The sequence below is a fragment of the Paenibacillus anaericanus genome, from assembly GCF_003994475.1.
Taxonomy (GTDB): Bacteria; Bacillota; Bacilli; order Paenibacillales; family Paenibacillaceae; genus Fontibacillus; species Fontibacillus anaericanus.
Genome location: NZ_RZNY01000048.1, coordinates 1 through 19,327, shown reverse-complemented (window position 1 = coordinate 19,327; position 19,327 = coordinate 1). Strand labels below are relative to the sequence as shown.

Sequence of the window (19,327 nt, the reverse complement as noted above, 5' to 3'; positions counted from 1 at the left end):
CCCGATGTCATGAAAATGACTGGGTTTCTCGACAAGCTGAGCCCCAGAAATGGGGCTCTTCTTTTACGTGAGATCAGTTAGAATTTACTAATTGAGCATCAATGACAACTTCAAATCTCCGCTTTACCAAAGCATTGTGGTACTCAACCGACAAAATCACGTCGTAATGTGAACAGGTCTTTGAGTGCATCGGTTGACAGTTCGGTAATCCAGTTCTCGGTACTGGATATGACATTGTCGCTGAGCTGCTGCTTATTCTCAAGCATTTCGTCAATGCGCTCCTCCAGCGTACCCAGCGAGATGAACTTGTGTACCTGCACATCTTTGGTCTGTCCCATTCGGTAGGCGCGGTCCGTAGCCTGATTCTCTACGGCTGGATTCCACCAGCGGTCAAAGTGGAAAACATGATTGGCTGCTGTAAGATTCAGGCCTACGCCTCCTGCTTTAATCGAAAGAATAAATACATTCGGTTGTTCAGCAGGTGGCAGTGTCTGTGATTGAAACTGATCAATCATGCGGTCACGTGCGGTCTTGGAAGTACTTCCATTCAGGTAGAGTACAGGTTCCTCAAGCTCCCGCTGGAGGACATGCTTCAGGATCTCTCCCATACCGATATATTGTGTAAAGATAAGGCAACGTTCACCCTCATCTCGCAGCTCTTTGACCATTTCGAGCAAGCGTTCCAGTTTGGACGAACGACTAATTAACATTTCGGTGACTAATGAGCTATCCTCATCCCCTTGAATATCAGGTAAGGACTCCTTCGTTAACAGGACCGGATGATCGCAAAGTTGCTTAAGACGAGTAAGGGTTGCTAAGATTGCTCCCTTTCTTTCGATCCCCTCTAACTCCTTCATTTTATTCAATAAGTCATTCACGGTTTGATCATAGAGCGTACCTTGCTCGACTGTAAGTTGAATGTAGGTTTTCATTTCATTCTTATCAGGCAAATCGAGTTGGATGGCAGGATCCTTTTTCTTGCGACGAAGCATAAACGGCTTCACCAGCTTCTGTAGCTGGATCGTTCTTTCCTCATCGTGGTCTTTCTCAATCGCTTGAATGAACCGAGTATTAAATGCCCGCGCACTACCCAGATAGCCTGGGTTAATGAAGTCATATAGAGACCAAAGCTCTGAAAGCCGATTTTCTATAGGTGTCCCAGTAAGCACAATACGATGGTTGGCGGGAAAACTACGTACGGCAGATGACTGTTTGGTTTGCGCATTTTTGATATTTTGAGCTTCGTCTAGACATAGCGATTCCCATGTAAATTCCTTCAGTAACTCTTGATCAAGAGTTGCTGTGGCATAAGAGGTTAGGATGATATCTGCTTGGCTAATTTCTTCATGAAAAGTTTTTTCGTTAGAGCGTCCACTTCCATAATGGAGCATGACCTTAAGTGAAGGCGCAAATCGACTCAATTCCTTCTGCCAATTCCCGAGTACTGAAGTGGGGCAGATCAAGAGAGAAGGCAATTTAGTATCGGCATCCTTGAGTGTCTCTTTTAGATGCAATAAATAAGCAATGAACTGCACAGTCTTTCCAAGCCCCATATCATCTGCAAGGCACGCACCTAGACCAAAACGCCGTAAAAAGACCAGCCAGGAATATCCGTCATATTGATAAGTCCGTAGATCCGCCTTTAATCCAAGGGGTTCATCAAGTTTAGGCCATTCAGACTGTCTGCTAAGTTGACTGATAAGTTTGATCAGATGTTCATTTAACTCAACCCCAAGTTGGATGCGCCGTGAGGATTCCTCCTCCTCTTCCTCAGGTTGGTCAGGTGATCTGCCGCCGTAAGATACATTGCTGTTATCCAACAGATGTAGATGCAAAATGTCCTGAAAGGATAGTCCCTGCGAACTGTCCACGCCATCCATAGCTTGACGGATTTGTGCCAGTAGGACCGGATCAAGTGGAATCCATTGTCCCCGAAATTGGACTAAGCGTTCATTGCGAGCGACTAGCTCGGCAAATTCAGCCTCGGTGAGCTGTGTCTCTCCAATGGCAATGCGCCAATCGAATTGGACAATGGAGTTAAGTCCGAACAAAGAGCTCCCTTTGCTTCCTTGGCTGCCCTCGCTAGCTTCCCCCGCACGAACCTTAGCACGCAGCTTTGGCTTTTTGCGGCTAGCTGCTTCCCACCAAGCAGGAAGCAGCACTTGCCAGCCTGCTTCGAGCAAACGGCGGCTGTCTACCGTCAAGAATTGCCATGCTGCTTCATCGGATAGTGGTTTGCTAAGTACATCTTCGCTATGCTCGGCCCATTGCTCCGCTGGGAGACTGGCACGTAAATGCTCTAGCCATCCAGCGGAGCGTTCACTAATATGGCTTGACCAAGAATCCGGCCATAGACCAGATACATGACCATCTTCAGCAAGCCGAATTGGAACAAGTACCACAGGATCAAGCTTGTCCTGCAGTACCAAATTAAGGCGCCAAAATGGCTCTTCATCATCGGGTTCAAGCAATTGCAAAAGAGTGCGAAAAGGTGCTGTGTCGGCTTTCCAGCCAATCGAAATAAGCCATCCTTGCTCATCCAAACCTGCAACTGCGCCGTCCTTAGCAAAGAGTAGCGGATATTCGCTTCGTAAATCTGCAGCGTTAATTTCTGTTCCATAGCAGCGTTGAAATACAGCAGATGAGAAGGCGGCATGTAGTCCCTTGATGAAATCAGAATTGACGCTACCTATCTGTGATAGGGCCTTTTTTGCCTCAGTATCCAAACTTCCCTCATCCCAAATCCATTGAAGCTTTCCTCCCTGAAAGGCAATTAAGCTAGGGATAAATTGCTTCTCTTCTATGCAACTAGCTAACGCAGGGGCAAGCTGAATCAATGGTTCGGACGCTTCATCCCACAACCAATCGATATGCTCCAGAAGTTTGCGATCTGCGAAGAAAGGGATAACATGCTCGGAGGGAAGAAGGACAAGTTCAACCTCTTGAATTTGTTGAATCTCTAGCTCTGTTCCATAGAAAGAAGCCTCATGCCAAGCGAACAAACGTTGTTTCAAGTTCAGTCCAGTTACGTAATTACCCGCTTGCGTAGATCCGTAAATAAGAGCATCCCCGTAAGCGCTGAGACTGATATGAACTGTGATGGCTTCTGTGTATTGGCTCATGATATCAGTTTCCCCTTTCGAAGCTCCTCTTGCAGCGCACGCAGACGACTATGACGACTGGCGAACGTGGTGATGAATTCTTCCCAGCGTTCCTCTTGCTTCATTTTTTTATATAGCTTAGCTAACCGCTTTAACAGTTTAACGGCTGCTTTATAGCTAACTCTATTTTTGAGCAGAATATATCTTTCAACAGCCTGATGATAAAAGGGAAGTAGTAGCTCGGGCGCATTTTTGTCTATGGGTTGCATGACACTGACACGGAATTCTAGTGGTTCTTTCCCCGTACTAAGTTGATAGTCCATCCATTGTTGCCATTTACCATAGGCGAGTAACGTTTCTTCATATACGGTCTTCGAATAAGGTAACATGCTGATGAGACTCTTCCACATATGTTGCTCGGAGTCAGGTGAATGCCTAATCACTTTCTCCCAAAACTCCATATACTCGGTTAGATGTTCCTCCCGAAGACTACTGAGCATAGGACCGATGTTGATGAGCCAAGCCTGTAATCTAGACCATTCTTCAGCTGTAGCAAGAGCATGTAAGAAATGGAGTAACCGACTCGGAGGAATGATCGATCCTTTGTTAGCTGATTGCAACAGTTCCCATGCTTGTTCATCTTGATTTAAATAGAAGTACATTTGGCTCTGAGCTAATAACCAAGGAAGCCGTGAAAGTGTGTTTCCGAGCGCATCTTCAGACGATTTCAGATGATGCAATTCTTCTAAATACATCGTCTTATCCTTGAGGTTGGGCCCAATCCAATTTAACCAGAGCTGATCATAGACCTCGGCGAAGTATTTGAGACTCTTGGATTCCTGTAGCATGAGACTGCGTGCGTAGGATAAGGTTTCAGTAATGCGGATCCAATGCTCAGATTCATCCGAAATGGCAAGATCCTTGGTAAATATCCGCTTAATCTCTCCTTGCATATCATCTGCAGCAATCTGTGTGTAATAGCCCATATACATTGGAGCGTTTGATGGAATATGCTGTGATGGTTTGACTAGTCTCTCAAGCACAAAGAGGTGAGCATGCAGCTCAAATAACTGTTCCAGTGCCGGTGATAGTTGTGGTTGTATCGTATATATCGACGCTAAGGCGTTCTTGGCATATTGAGCATTAGGACTGTTAAATCCAATAGGCGAAATACTAAGTTTGAATACTTCATGCCATTGAAAAATACTCATGCTAGGTATCTTGCTGGCTTGTTCCTGCAATTTAGTGGAGAGAGCTGCCTTTTGATCTATTGCCATCTTATTTGTGTAGCTAGAATTATCATAGCTTGAAGACTTCACAGGCTGTTTGAAGGTAGCTGTTGAATTGGCATTGACAAGCGCATGAACAGATCGCCCTTGCAAGCTGACGTACTCAAGCAGGACGGCAATCATATGTTTGCAATGTGATGGAACAGGACAAGTACAGTGACTTGCGGATAAGGAGTCCAGATTGATATCGACACGATAGTGATCATCATCATTACCTTCAACAAGGGCTTCAACATGTCCGGTATCAGAAATTTTTAAGGGACGAACACGTTCCTGTTTAAAATATTGAAATCCACGCTTTATCGTAAGGTCATTGAATTTCTCACCAACAGTATGAATAAGCGCCTGCCACCCTGTATCGTCCAGCGTATAATTTGGGTTCATTATTGATTCTCCTAAGGGAGTGATGTGTAAATATAGATATTATCTAGTTATTATATTCGATTTTAATAATGAATTAAACGCACTAGCGTAACGTGAGTCCTGCGAACAGAGATGTATCCGTCATAAGCTTGGTATAATAAGATGGAGAAGAGGATAAAAAAAAGCCCTCATTTTCTCTTTGAGAGCCGTTAGTCACATCTTCAAGTTAAGTTGTTGTTTTATTAGCCTATCAACCTTTATTTGCTCCTGCCTTTAGGCCTTCAATAATATATTTTTGCAACACTAGGAACAGAATCGTAATTGGAACGGCAACAAGAACTGCTCCTGCTGCAAAGGTTGTGAACTGATTGTTTGCTCGACCTGTGATCATTTCAAACAATCCAACGGCGAGCGTTTTGTTGCGATCGGATAGAATGACGAGTCGTGCGAATATGAAATCCATCCATGGGCCGATAAAATTAGAGACTGCAATGAACGTAAACATCGGTACGGACAGTGGCATCATCACTCGGACAAATATCGTTGTATGAGAGGCTCCATCAATCTTGGCTGCCTCTTCCAAGCTGCGGGGTAACCCGTCGAAAAATCCTTTGACAAGCCATGTTCCGAACGGAATCGATCCTCCAGCATAAACGAGAATGAGTCCCCATAGGTTATCTAACAGGTTCAATTGCAGGAGGAGAATATAGATAGCGATCATCCCCATAAACGAGGGGAACATTTGCAGTATGAGCATGACCATCAGTCCTTGTTTACGCCCAGGGAAACGAAAGCGTGAGAATGCATACGCCGCTGACACGATCAATAATGTTGAGAGGATCATATTCATGACCGCAATGAACAACGTATTTTTGTACCATATGAAGTAATTGGTCTCAGTAAATAAGTTGATATAATGAACAAGTGTAAGATTGTTTGGAATATAAGAAGTAGCACTAATCGTATCTCCTGGATTGAAGGAACCTAGGATTACCCACAGAACAGGATGAAGTACGGCGATTGCAGTGATAATAAGAATGGAATATATCAAAAATAATATAAATTTATGTTTCAGCGACTGACGAATGGACGGCTTAAGAATCAGTTGGTTCGGCTTCATTGGATCATATCCTCTTCCTTAAAGGCTCGTGTCTGCCTGAAGTTCCAAATGGAGAACACGGCAATGATAATGAAGATTAGTATCGAAATCGCAGAAGCTGTGTTGAATTGATTCTGCTGTAATGTCAATTTAAAGATCCATGAGATGAGAATATCTGTAGAGCCTGCAAAGCTGTAATCCATATTGACTGGGCCGCCCTCAGTAAATAAGTAAATAATATTAAAGTTATTGAGATTATTAGCAAAACTCATAATTAATAAAGGTGCTGTTGCGAATAACACAAGTGGGAATGTAATCGTGCTGAATCGCTGCCAAGGACTTGCCCCATCAATTTCAGCCGCTTCGTACATATCTTTATCTATATTCGTAAGTACCCCTGACATTAGGGCAAGCCAAAAGGGGAACCCCAACCAAGTATTTACGAATACAAGCGAGACTTTTGCCCAGTGTGGATTTGCAAGCCAAGGGATCTTCTCTATTCCGAGCAAACCTAAGTATTCGTTAAGTGGTCCAAATTCGGCATTGAAGAAATTGCGGAATATTAATATGGATACGAAGGCGGGGATGGCCCATGGTAAAATATAGACTGTTCTCCACATGCGTTTAAACTTCACTGCTTTGACATTGATGATTAAGGCATAGAATAATCCCGTGAAATAGGTTGTTATTGTTGCTAGTACAGCCCATAGAAGTGTCCATTTCACTACACCGAGGAATGTATGACTCCAATTTCTCAGATTGAACAGATTAGAGAAAGTCTTCAGTCCAATCCAATCCACCAAATGTTTTGGCGGCAGATGATTTGGACCAGAATAGTTAGTAAAGGCAATTAATATTCCGAACAGAAGAGGAAGGATCGTTAGAAACATTGTAAATATAATTGCTGGTGCTAATAAGAAATACACATATCCCCGTTCCCAGGCATTTTTAAGTGAATGCCGAATATCATGGACGGGGATACCGGATAGTATCCCCTTTCTAACTTTATAGGCGTCTCCGATGTTGAAGATATAGAAGCAAATGAGCAGGAGTATTGCCAACAAGTAGATAATCCCTTCAACCATAAGGAAGATGGAATGATCACCTTGTTCAAGAACCCGTCCCCGTTGACGTACTTGCAGTTGATCCCCTAACGTAATTAATCCCCATATCCCTTTCCCAATCGGCTTGCTCCAGAAAATAAGGACGTAAATTTCCAACAAGAACAGTAAAATACCTTTAGCAAATTGGCGATTATATAATTGTCCAAGACCCATGAACAGTAAGGATAGAAACAAACTTATTTTTGGTTTATTGCTTGAAATTTCTCTATCATCCGGAGCGATTAGCAATTTCATATGCGTCTCCCTTCAACTACTGATTCAATAAGGTGATTCCCTCATTGATTTGGGTAACAGCTTTGTCCAATGTTTCTTTCGGATCTGCATTATCATCCCAAATAACAGTAAAGGCATTACCCATTGCTCCCCATACCGGGGCCATCTCAGGAATATTTGGCATCGGTACGGATACGGTGGCTTGATCAAGGAAACCTTTAATGATCTCATTGTCTTTAATTTTCTCATTTTCAAGCAAACGAGTACGTGGAGGCATTTGGCCGGAGATTTCGAATTTTTTCATCAGCATTTCTTCACTTGTCGCAAATTTAGCATATAACGACGCGGCTTCCGGATATTTGGTGTACGAATTTACGTAATATGCCCGAATTCCTGAGAAGCTGGTTGGCGACTTTCCATTATCAAGTTTAGGAAGGGGAGCAACACCGAAGTTCACTTTGGCTTCCTGCAAGGCTGCAACTGCCCAAGGACCGTTAATATCAAACAACAAATTATTATTAATAAACAGAGTTTCTTTAACTGCGGCATTAATATCTGCACTTGATAAAGGGAGTACTTCTTTGTGTAGCCGCTGCATAAATTGTCCTGCTTGGACGGCCCCTTCATTATTAAGACCGATGTCACTACTGTTCGTGTTCTTATCTCCGAATACATAACCACCATATCCGCCAAGGATGGCATGTAGGAAATAGAAGTCATTAACCAACATCATGAATCCATATTTTTCTTTTGATTTGTCTGTAAACGCTTTCGATTGTTCGATGAGTTCATCCATGGTTGCTGGGACCGTCTTAACCAAATCTTTATTATAAAATAATGCATACGTATCTATTGCAGTTGGATAACCATATAGAACTCCATCTATGGAAGTACCAGTAATCGCTGCCTCCATAAACTCACTTTTATATTCATCAGGGTAGAAATTCTCCAATACCAACCCTGCCGAGATGAGTCCACCGATCTTGTCGTGTGGTGCTAGGAACACGTCTGCTCCAAGCAGCGCAGGTCCATCTGTTTGTAGCTTTGTGGGTGCATCACCTTGAGATACGACCTGAACTTCAACAGGGATGTTATATTTCTTCGTAAATTCTTCTGCAACCATTTTCGCCCAATCCTCATCCGAGCCACCATTATCCCATACAAGGAGCTTGGCATCTTTTTCAATTTCTGGCTCAGTAGGAGTAGTTGTTGCATTGTTAACGGACTGTTCAGGACTCGTCGTTTGTTCCGTCTGTGTTGTGTCTGTAGTCTTACTAGCATTTCCTACCTGGTTGTTGTTTCCTCCACACCCAGCAAGTACTACAGTAATGACTAGTGCAAATATGAGGGTTAAATTTCTTGATTTTCTCATTGCCTATTCCCCTTTGCATGTTTATTGGTAAGTGCAAACGTTTGCGATGATATAGGCTATGTTAGTTTTATAAAAAAAGAAGTGAAATTTGAAAGAATGTTTGCCTAGTATTTTTTGCTCTATGATCAAGCAATTGCATTTTCCCCATTACCTTCGTTCAATTAAACTTAAAAAATAGACCAACCAGAAATTTTTGGCTGACCTATTCATACGATGGATTTATTTGAAAGTACTAGATGGAATATATCTGTTGCTCCTCAGGGGAAATAGGGAGCTGAATAACAACGGTTGTGCCTTGTCCCTCAATGCTGTGGATGTTGACTCCATAGGGATCGCCATATTTCAGCCATATCCGATTATGTACATTCTGTACGCCAATATGCTCAGTTGAAGTAACATTCTTACTATTTAATCTTTCTATTAATTCGTAAAGGCGATAGGGGGCGATGCCTACTCCATTATCAGTAATAGTAATGACAAGGCGGCTCTTGTCACACCTCTCCACACGGAGTAGGAGTGAGCCTCCCTTGCCACGAGGCTCTAGCCCGTGACTGAGCGCGTTCTCCAGAATGGGTTGGATGAACATTTTAGGTACGGGAATAGGGAGCAAGTCATCAGGGCAATAGAACTCGAACGTCATTTTATCTGGGAACCGGCCTTGGTGAATTTTGACGCAGGCTTCTGCAATCTTGAGTTCCTCTCCTAAACTTACTTCATCCTTCTCTTTGATAATGTACCGGAGCATCGTGCTTAACGCATTTGTCATTTCATAAATTTCCTGATTGCCCCTGACGATGGCGATTCCTTTAATTGAATCGAGTGTATTGCTCAGAAAATGCGGATTGATCTGACTTTGCAGATAGGCGTATTCCGCTCGTTGCTTTTCCAAATCCACTTGATATAACCTAGTCGTGGTTTCAATCAAGCGCCCGGTCAGATCATTGATTCTCTCGAGCATGGTATTAAACTCGTTGGATATGACCTCAATCTCCGCATAACCTTCAAGGGAAACTTTGGAATGCAGGACATCCAGATTTTCGGACTTTAGCCTTACCATGAAGCGCATCAGCTTGGTAAGCGGTTTAAGAATATTCATCATGAGTACGGTATAGGGAACGGTGAACAAGAGCAGTGTAACCACCAGTAATATATAACTGGTTCTCCTTAAAGTATCCAGCTCCTTTATCAAGCTGTGTATCGGTACGGCTGTAACTATGCTTCCCGAAATTTCCGGCAGATCAAAAGATTGAATTGCATATTTCTTACCATCGATGCTGGCCATATAAGCTTTATCACTACTTGCCTGCAATCCTGCCTGTTTGAATTGATCGATCAGTTGATTATCCTCTTTGCTCTTGGTATATACAATCTCTTGATTATCCATCATGATGAAGGTTGTGTCCGCCAGGCGGGGATAACGTTCCAGCTCCGTGTTAATAGACTTAACATCCAGTGCGATAGCGATGAAGCCTACTTTTTCTCCATATAGGGAAGTATCACCATAGGAATAAATATTCATGCCAAACAAGAAGTTATCCTTTGGTATTTTATTATCTTCTTTACGATATCCGATATAGTGGACGGCCCCATCATCTTCAGCCTGCTCCATGACCTTATTTATATCATTCATTTTTCCGGAAAAGGGCGTCTGCGTATTCAAACGCCCTAAGATAGCAATATCAAGAATATCTTTATTTGTATTTTTCACCACACCTATCAGACTCTCGACATTCTTTGAAAGGTTATACATCTTGAGTTTATCAGTCTCGATTAATAAAGTCTGTACGGTTGTATCGTAGCCAAGATTCATCATTAAATTGGAAGCATTAGCATAGTTTGCAGACAGCTTTTGCTTCAGCAAGGATACAAGCTCCGTATTGTATTGTGTATTCTGATTGATGATTGTCATGCTGGCTTGCTGATAGACCCTAATAATAACGAAGGGAATCATTGCGATGATCACAAAGCCAATAATCATGACCTGCGATCGAATGGATAGCTTTTTGAAGGATTTCATTTTGTCACCCTGTATTGTGTAGGTGTAATTTTATTATATCGTTTGAAAATTCTTGTAAAGTAGAAATAGTCCTGGAAGCCGCATTTTTCTCCCACCTGCTGGATGGTGTAGTCAGTTTCTTTCAAAAGCTTGCAGGCATATTCAATCCGCAGACGGGACACATACTCCACGATGGTTTCTCCAACTTCCTTCTTGAACAATTGACATAAGTAATTGGGACTTAGATAAAATTTGCTTGCTAGGCCTTGGATTGTTATTTCTTGGGTAAAGTTTTCGTGGAGGTGAAATACGATTTCTTTTACCTTCTTGTGGGCCACTTTCACCACGTAAGCTGATACTTCCTCTGTGAAATGACCATGCGTTTCCTTGATCATTTCGTCGATCATGACATCAACATTTCCGTAATGCGTATACATCTGTTCGTATCCTTCGAAAAAACGGCTATTCATTTGGTTGCCCTCGCGAAAAAAGAGATACATCGCCGCCGTATAAATCAAATAAGCATCTTTAATTGTAAAGGTTAGATTGTGGAACAAGTCTCTTGAGGACTCCAGAATTTCGACAAATTGGATCCGGTCTTTGTGATCAAGGGCGTAGTTAATTTGCTTGATAGTTTCGTTGATAGGACCACTGGTTTGATGGGTAGCTCTATAGATACCAGTCTTACCCGTAGTGAATATGCCATATGCGGCGAGTGAAGCGGCTTCGAGTGAAGCTTCCAATTCTGCAACATCCGATATGGGATAGCCCACACCTGTACTAAAGGAACCGCTTGGATGTGCAAGACTCCATTTATGAAGGAAAGCTTCTTTATGTTCATTGCGGACAAGGTAGCCTTGGCGGCGATGGTTCATGAAAAAGCTGAGTTGCTTTACGTCTTGGCTAGCTGATACGAGATCAGCACCTTGTACTACAATCGGCGTAATTTGGGATTTGTGATGAAGGGGCATCTCGTAATCTACAAGGAGTTGGTTCATCCTTACTGTATTCCCTGAACAGATAGCCTCGTACATGTCTACGGAAAATGAGGGTGATGACGCTTTCAACTTTTCTTCTAAAGATTCAGCCACCCTTGCTAACATGCTGTGAATTTCTTCGATCTCGAAGGGTTTCAGGCAGTAACCGAAGGTGCCATAGTTTAAGGCCCTCTGTGCATATGCAAACTCAGCATGGCCGCTCAACACCACGAATAAGGTTTCTGGTGAGGCAACCCGTCCATTCTTAATTAGCTCTAGGCCATTCATCTCCGGCATCTTAATATCTGTGAGTACAAGATCTGGATGCAGGGTCTTGATCAATTGGAGCGCATCCAACCCATTATCTGCTTGGCCGATGACCTCGAACCCGTATTTTCCCCAGTTCACACCAGCCTTGATTCCTTCGACTATCCACTTCTCATCATCGACAACGATAGCTTTATACATGTTGCCACCCCCCTTGTTGTAAACGATACCCATAAGTCGATCCTAATAGTGGTAGGACATGATTGGTATAGACTAAACTACGATTTATATGTATAAAACTCAGATATTACAAAACTGAAAGCACTTTCATTGAAAAATCCAAATGATAAGAATTATTTGTCCATACCCGCCTATTCGTAATGTACCTATAATTTAACACATAGCCCCCACGATGCAGAATCAATTTATAAATAATAGCGAAAGGCGGCGAAAAACGGATGGCTAAAATGACGAATCAGGTACATAAAAAGAGCTTATGGAAAACGATCCTCCAATATAAGTACTTTTATATTATGGTTTTACCTATTTTGATCTGGTACGCAATATTCAGTTACGCTCCGATGTATGGGGTCACGCTGGCATTCAAGACATTTAACTATAGAGAGGGTATCTTTGGAAGTCCATGGATAGGTTTGGAGCATTTCCAAACTATTCTGACTGATCTGGAATTAAGACGTGCCTTTTTTAATACGATTCTGATCAGTCTGGTGAAGCTAGTGACTCACTTCCCGACACCGATCATCTTGGCTATTATCCTCTATGAATTTTCGCGAACCGTAGCAAGACGTGTTTTCCAGACGATTTTAACCTTTCCACATTTTATCTCATGGGTTGTTTTGTCGGGTATCATCGTCAATCTTATGAGCAGAGAGGGAATATTCAATCAGTTGATCGTGATGTTTGGTGGAGAAGCGATATCCCCTCTGGTAGATGAAAATGCATTTCGGCCCATTTTATATATTACGCATATCTGGCGGGAAATTGGTTGGGACTCTATCATTTATCTGGCAGCGCTTGCGGGAATCAATCCTGAGTTGTATGAGGCAGCCGAAATGGATGGGGCGAATCGATTTAAAAGGTTATTACATATCTCATGGCCTGGCCTTAAGAGTACGGTAGCCATTCTCCTGATTCTTAACGTTGGTCAACTGATGTCGCAAGGTGCAAGCTTTGATCAAATCTTCAATCTCTATAGCTCGCCTGTATATTCCGTTGCGGATACCATCGACACTTATATCTATCGAACATCGTTTACAACCGGCGGGGACTTTGGATATACCACAGCAGTAGGGATTATGAAGTCATTTATTAGCGTATTGCTGTTGGTAACAGCCAATAAGATTGTGAAGAAGCTCGGTGAGGAAGGCTTGTATTAAACAGAATAAGGGGGATACCAAATTGGGTGCCGTGATGAAGAAGAAAAGAAAAAAATGGAGTACTTTTGACATCGTAGCCTACATCGTTCTAGGGCTACTCACCCTGATCACATTCTTTCCATTCTATAACGTACTTATTGTCTCGGTTGCGAGGTTCGATGTTATAAGTAAGAGCAATTTATATATCTTACCTAAGTCATTCGATCTATCTGCTTATAAGCTTATTATGTCGGATTTGAAGTTTTGGACTTCGTTCATGAACTCTGTCATTGTGCTGGTAGCAGGTGTGGCTTTTAGTATGTGCCTATCCGTTGCAGGTGCGTATGCCCTATCTAAAAAGGGGATGCCGGGTAGAAACGGAATGCTTAGTTTGATCCTTTTCACGATGTTTTTTAACGGAGGTTTAATCCCGTTTTACCTTATTGTGAAGGAACTCGGCCTGGTTAACAACATCCTTGTCATGATTATACCGGCGGGACTCAATACCTTCTATCTCATTATAATGAAGAATTATTTTGGTACGATCCCTGAGAGTCTTGAAGAATCAGCCAAGCTGGACGGAGCAAATGATATGTATATTTTGCTTAAAATCATCTTACCGATATCAGCGCCGTTCATAGCTACATTTGGTCTGTTCTATGCGGTGGAAAGATGGAATGAATGGTGGTATGCGTTGATCTTCATTAGTGATTCTTCGAAGGCACCATTGCAAATCTATCTTCGAGAGACTTTAATTACATCGAATTCATTACTAAACACCATGGCCATGGATATGGCTGCAAAGGGCAATTCAGCTAAGGTGTATACCCCGGCGCTGCAAATGGCCACCATTGTGATTACCTGTGTCCCTATTATCGTGGTATACCCTTTCCTGCAAAAGCATTTTAACAAAGGAATCATGGTTGGCTCCATTAAGGGATAAGGAAATACAAATATATCTTTATTTTTATCCTAATATGCAATTACAAAGGGAGGATTCATCAATGCAAGTAAAGAGAAATAAGTTAATCACTCTCGTAGCATGCACCACGTTGCTAGCAAGCTTGTTATCGGCCTGCGGTAGTAGCGACAATGCAGGAAGCACAAGCGGTAATGCATCAAAGAATTCAGAAGTCAGTTCGAGCGTAGATTCGGACAATCCGTATAAGGAACCTATGGAGATCTCCATAGCATTTTGGGATATTGATTCCGAGATTTCTAAGATTGATCAGGATCCGATTGCCCAAGAAATTTTAAATAAGTTTAACATTAAGATCAAGCCAGTCAATACCACATGGGATGATTATGCCCAGAAGATTCAGATGTGGGCTTCTTCCGGTCAGCTCCCTGATATCTTTGCTATTGATGCACTTGGAACTCAGTATCAGAGGAAATGGGTTGATCAGGGCGTTGTCAAGGATCTTCCAGATCTAGCCAAATATCCGAGTCTGGCGAAATTCTTTGAAACGCCCGACATCGCAGGGCTAAGCGTCGAAGGCAAGCACTATACGGTTCCGCGGCGGATGTTTCCTAGTGTAGACTGGAGTGCGCTTGATAGATCTGTTCTGTACAGATGGGACTTGGCTCAGAAAGCTGGAATTACCAAAGAGCCTGAGACATGGGATGAGTTCAAAGCCATGCTTGATGCTATCGTAAAACAGGATGCAGAAGGAAAGAAAGTTACAGGTCTTACAGCAGGACAGGTGAAAATGATTGGCGGTCTGTTCTGGTTGTATGGTAATCCTCTTGCCACTAGTGACGGAAGTGGAGGCGATTTCAAATGGGTTGAGGAAGATGGAAAGTTAATTCCTGCCGTATTCTCGAAGAAAGCGCTCCCGGCTCTACAGAATATGAGAGACATGTATGATAACAATCTAATTGATCCAGATATTGCCCTTACTAAACCGGATGTAGCATATGACAAGTTCGCTTCGGGTAAAGCAGCTGCGATTCTAATCGGTGGCGGTTATGTTAACTATAATAAGGATATTTACTTAAAACGTTGGAAAGAAGCTTACCCAGATACGGAAATTACGGATAACGTCAAAGTGCTTAAGCCGCTGATTGGGCCGGACGGCGAACGCAACCACGCAATCTTCAAGACCTACTGGTCAGAGAGTTATTTCAGTGCTGATGTAAGCGACGAGAAAATGGATCGGATTATGGCACTGTATGATTACGTTCTTTCCCCTGAAGGGAAGGACCTTCTGACTTATGGAAAGCTGGATGTGGATTATAAGGTTGAGGGTGACAAGAAGGTAATGATTGGAACGACATCGCTTGATGAGAAATATCCAACGAGAATGTTCTTTAAAAACCTTGTTTCCTACGAAACTTCTGACAGCTACGATATGAATAACCCATCCATTTCTAACGAAAATATTCGTAAGGATGCCGTTGAGTATATTGATTGGATTCTGGAGAATACCAAAGTTCCAGATTATAATATTCGCTTAACTTATATGTCCACACCGACCAAGGATAAGTTCTCCATCTTGGATCATGATGATCTTTTGAAGGTTATGTTATCCAGTGAACCTGTTGAGCAGGCGTGGGAAAAAATTATGAAGGACTACCGAGCGAAGGGCTTAGATAAGATGATCGAAGAAGTCAACGCTAAAGCCGCAGAAGAAGGTATGAAGTAATAAATAGTTAAGAGGCAACTTCCTGAAGGTTCTTACTTTCAGGGAGTTGCCTTCGTATATAGCAGAAATAGAAGGGCATATACTAGCACATCTATGAGGTGATGAAGAGATGAACATAACCATAACAGGATTAAATGACCTGCATTTGTTAGCTGTATCGCAGGTAGCGCAGCTTCTGGATATCCAGCTGGATGATGTAGGCTTTCCTATGCATATAGAGCAAACGGGAACAGGAATTCATATCCGAAATGACGATAGTCAAGGGTGTATTACGTATGGAGAAGCACATCAATTGATCCGTGCGATTGGATTGTGGAGAGAGCGAATCAAGCAAGAAGTGGTCTTCGATATTCATGAACTCCCCGCCTATGATAGCTTGGGAGTTATGGTAGATTGCTCGCGGAATGCGGTGCTTCATGCCCAGGCTTATCAGGAGTTGGTTCGTCGATTGGCGTTGATGGGGTATTCTACAATTCAAATGTATACAGAAGATACTTATGAATTGAAGGATTACCCATATTTCGGTTATATGAGAGGTCGTTACACCGGGGAAGAACTTAGAGAGATGGATCGCTATGCGGCCATGTTCGGTATTGAGCTTGTACCTTGTATTCAGACCTTAGCCCATTTGGGTACTACACTGAGATGGCAAGAGCATGCACATCTAGTGGATTGCAATGATATTTTGTTGATCGATGACCCTCACACCTATGAATTAATTGAAGAGATGTTTGCTACCATGTCCGAGAATTTGACGAGTCGGAATATCAATATTGGGATGGATGAAGCTCATATGATGGGGCTAGGCAAATACCTAGACAAGCATGGTTATCAGGATCGGTCTAAGTTGATGCTGAGACACTTCGGGAAGGTTATGGAAATCGCTAGACGATATGGCTACAAGCCTATGATGTGGAGCGACATGTTCTTTAGGCTAGCAAGTTCGGGCGAGTATTACGATGCTGATAGTCAGATACGGACAGATATCGTAGAAATGATTCCGGAAGATATCAGCTTGGTCTATTGGGATTATTATTCGGAGGAACAAGCGAAATATGATGCCATGCTGAAGAAACATAAACAACTCAGCGACAAAATTGTTTTCGCGGGTGGGGCATGGAAGTGGATGGGCTTTACACCTAACAATCAATTTAGCCACCATATTGGTGTCATGGCACATAACAGTTGCGTAGAGAATGGAATTAAGGATGTACTGGTGACGGGTTGGGGAGATAATGGTGCGGAAAACTCGCTATTTGCAATTCTTCCATCACTACAACTTTGGGCGGAGCTCAGTTATACGAACCGGTCAGATGAAGAACACCTTAGTAAGCGGTTCATGACTTGTACCGGAGGTGTCTATGATGATTTTATGAATCTGGACATCGCGGGCCTGGTTCCAGACAACCCTGCTCCAGGAGGTTCTTCTGTTAATCCCCCTAAATATTTGCTATATCAGGATATTCTGTGTGGACTATTCGATAAGCATGTTATACCTGAGATTTACGCGGAGCATTATCGGCAGGCTGCCCCAATGCTGAAGGAGGCGGGCGAGCGAAACCTTCAGTGGAAGATGGTCTTCGAGACGCAGTATGCGCTTTGCCTACTGCTAGAGTTGAAAGTTGATGCGGGGATTAACCTACGAAACGCTTATTTAAACGGAGATCGAACCACGTTGAAGAGGTATGCACATGAAATACTACCCGAGCTGAAAAGTCGAGCTGTACGGTTCATATCAGCGTACCGAGCCCAATGGATGAGTGAGAATAAAATTTTCGGATTAGACGTATTCGATCTTCGCATGGGCGGATTAATGCAACGGCTGGAGTCGACGAGCTGGAGGTTGGATATGTATCTGAACGGTGTGATTCCAAACTTGGAAGAATTAGAACAGGAGCGCTTATATTTTGATGGCCGTAAAGAAGATGGTACCACGGTGGCTATGAGCGCGAACTTATGGCATACAATTGCGACGACTTCGGTTATCGCAGGCGTATAAAAAGTTGGAACAGCCGCTAAGTAAAGGAGAGAATGATGATGCGAATTTTATATCTGGATCTGGATGCATTACGACCGGATCATCTGGGAGCTTATGGGTATCACCGGAACACATCTCCCAATATTGATTCTATTGCTGCAGAGGGAGTGAGATTCGATAACTGTTACACTTCTGACGCTCCATGTTTGCCTTCTAGAACAGCGGTAATGTCAGGTAGGTTTGGGATTCATACAGGTGTTAACGCCCACGGTGGAACGGCTGCCGACATGCGAAGAGAAGGTGTGAGTCGTGGATTTCACGATATCCTTGGACAGGAAAGTCTGCCGGCGTTTCTTAAAAAAGCAGGAATGCGAACGGTATCGATCAGTCCATTTGCGGAAAGACATGGGGCTTGGACCTTTAACGCTGGTTTTTCGGAAGTATACAACACAGGTAGATGTGGATTGGAGTCTGCGGAAGAGGTAACCCCTGTTGTGCTAGATTGGATTAGTAGAAATGCCAAACAAGACAACTGGTTCCTACATATCAATTATTGGGATCCGCATACACCCTATCGTGCTCCTGAAGAATTTGGTAATCCGTTTGAGAATGAGGCATTGCCATCCTGGCTGTCAGAGGAAGTCGTAAGCTCTCATCTAGAGAAGGATGGCCCCTGCAGCCTTGGCAATATTGATATGTTTGTTAGGCCAGGATATCCGAGACAGCCTGATAAGGTTCACGATATGGAAGGCGTTCACCGTATTATTGACGGCTATGATTGTGCAGTCCGCTACATGGACAGCCATATTGGGATGCTGTTTGATGCGCTCAGAAATGAAGGTGTAATGGATGATCTGGCCATCATTATCAGTGCAGATCATGGGGAGAATTTGGGGGAGCTTGGCATCTATTGCGAGCATGGTACGGCTGATCATGCAACCTGCCGCGTACCGATGATCATTAGGTGGCCAGGTTGCAAGCAGGGCCATGTGGATGAAGACTTACACTATCAACTGGATCTCGCTCCTACCCTTGCGGAATTAATGAGTAAGCCTGCTGCGGCCTCTTGGGACGGGTCCAGTCTTGCACCCGGTATCCTAAGGGGAGAAAATTGCCCTCAGCCTTATCTAGTTATTACGCAGTGTGCGCATGTCTGCCAACGAGGTATCCGTTTTGGAGATTATTTGTATATCCGGACGTACCATACAGGACATTTTGACATTCAGAATGAGATGTTGTTTAACCTGAAGCAGGACCCACATGAACAGAATAATCTTGCTGAAACGCATCCAGAACTATGCCGAGAGGCCGTTTATCTGTTAAATGAGTGGCATGATCAAATGATGAACACGATGCCATATACCGAGGATCCGCTTTGGGTAGTTATGAAAGAAGGGGGCCCTCTTCATGCAAGGGACTATTTGCAATGGAGAAGCCATGCACGATGAGTGCATGTGCACAGACCTCGTGGCCACAAAACCTGCATGTCATGTGGAAAACAGTCTCCGAGGATTGTAATCTAGCCTG

The 19,327-nt window shown here is 43.2% G+C and carries 12 protein-coding genes; 5 read left to right on the top strand and 7 right to left on the bottom strand.

All coding sequences use genetic code 11. From position 1 onward, the window contains the following. Positions 1-143: 143 nt before the first annotated feature. From EJP82_RS26355 to EJP82_RS26325, 7 genes are all read right to left on the bottom strand, one after another. A complete protein-coding gene (locus EJP82_RS26355) occupies positions 144-3,122 on the bottom strand; it encodes a DEAD/DEAH box helicase (protein ID WP_127195053.1) in 2,979 nt (992 codons plus the stop codon). Beyond that, positions 3,119-4,774 carry an SWIM zinc finger family protein gene (locus EJP82_RS26350; protein WP_127195052.1) on the bottom strand — a complete coding sequence of 552 codons (1,656 nt, stop codon included), beginning with the start codon at positions 4,772-4,774 and terminating at the stop codon, positions 3,119-3,121. The genes EJP82_RS26355 and EJP82_RS26350 overlap by 4 nt, the downstream gene beginning before the upstream one ends. A gap of 229 nt (positions 4,775-5,003) precedes the next feature. Beyond that, on the bottom strand, positions 5,004-5,873 hold the full coding sequence (locus tag EJP82_RS26345; RefSeq protein WP_127195051.1) for a sugar ABC transporter permease: 870 nt from the start codon (positions 5,871-5,873) through the stop codon (positions 5,004-5,006). Continuing rightward, positions 5,870-7,210: a carbohydrate ABC transporter permease gene (locus tag EJP82_RS26340; RefSeq protein ID WP_127195050.1), complete on the bottom strand. Its 1,341-nt coding sequence runs from the start codon at positions 7,208-7,210 to the stop codon at positions 5,870-5,872. Before EJP82_RS26340 ends, EJP82_RS26345 begins: the two co-directional genes overlap by 4 nt. Before the next feature lie 16 nt (positions 7,211-7,226). Further along, complete coding sequence (locus EJP82_RS26335; protein WP_127195049.1) at positions 7,227-8,561, bottom strand: sugar ABC transporter substrate-binding protein; 1,335 nt, start codon at positions 8,559-8,561, stop codon at positions 7,227-7,229. 232 nt (positions 8,562-8,793) lie between these two features. Then, positions 8,794-10,578 (bottom strand): sensor histidine kinase, encoded by a 1,785-nt coding sequence (locus tag EJP82_RS26330; RefSeq protein ID WP_127195048.1) that lies wholly within the window; start codon positions 10,576-10,578, stop codon positions 8,794-8,796. After that, positions 10,575-12,002 carry a response regulator transcription factor gene (locus tag EJP82_RS26325; protein ID WP_170220311.1) on the bottom strand — a complete coding sequence of 476 codons (1,428 nt, stop codon included), beginning with the start codon at positions 12,000-12,002 and terminating at the stop codon, positions 10,575-10,577. Before EJP82_RS26325 ends, EJP82_RS26330 begins: the two co-directional genes overlap by 4 nt. Before the next feature lie 257 nt (positions 12,003-12,259). On the opposite strand from EJP82_RS26325, the gene EJP82_RS26320 reads away from it, so the two are divergent. The 5 genes from EJP82_RS26320 (at position 12,260) to EJP82_RS26300 (ending at position 19,248) form a co-directional block, all read left to right on the top strand. Further along, positions 12,260-13,198, top strand: coding sequence for an ABC transporter permease (locus EJP82_RS26320; protein ID WP_127195046.1), 939 nt, complete (start codon positions 12,260-12,262; stop codon positions 13,196-13,198). A 22-nt stretch (positions 13,199-13,220) separates the two neighbouring features. Continuing rightward, entirely contained in the window at positions 13,221-14,120 is a 900-nt protein-coding gene (locus EJP82_RS26315) for a carbohydrate ABC transporter permease (protein ID WP_211350317.1), read from the top strand. Between the two features lie 61 nt (positions 14,121-14,181). After that, a complete protein-coding gene (locus tag EJP82_RS26310; RefSeq protein ID WP_127195045.1) occupies positions 14,182-15,822 on the top strand; it encodes an extracellular solute-binding protein in 1,641 nt (546 codons plus the stop codon). A gap of 109 nt (positions 15,823-15,931) precedes the next feature. Next, on the top strand, positions 15,932-17,821 hold the full coding sequence (locus tag EJP82_RS26305) for a beta-N-acetylhexosaminidase (RefSeq protein WP_127195044.1): 1,890 nt from the start codon (positions 15,932-15,934) through the stop codon (positions 17,819-17,821). A gap of 38 nt (positions 17,822-17,859) precedes the next feature. Beyond that, the gene (locus EJP82_RS26300; RefSeq protein WP_127195054.1) at positions 17,860-19,248 is read left to right on the top strand and encodes a sulfatase family protein; all 1,389 of its coding nucleotides are present in this window, start codon (positions 17,860-17,862) and stop codon (positions 19,246-19,248) included. The last annotated feature ends 79 nt before the right edge of the window (positions 19,249-19,327 follow it).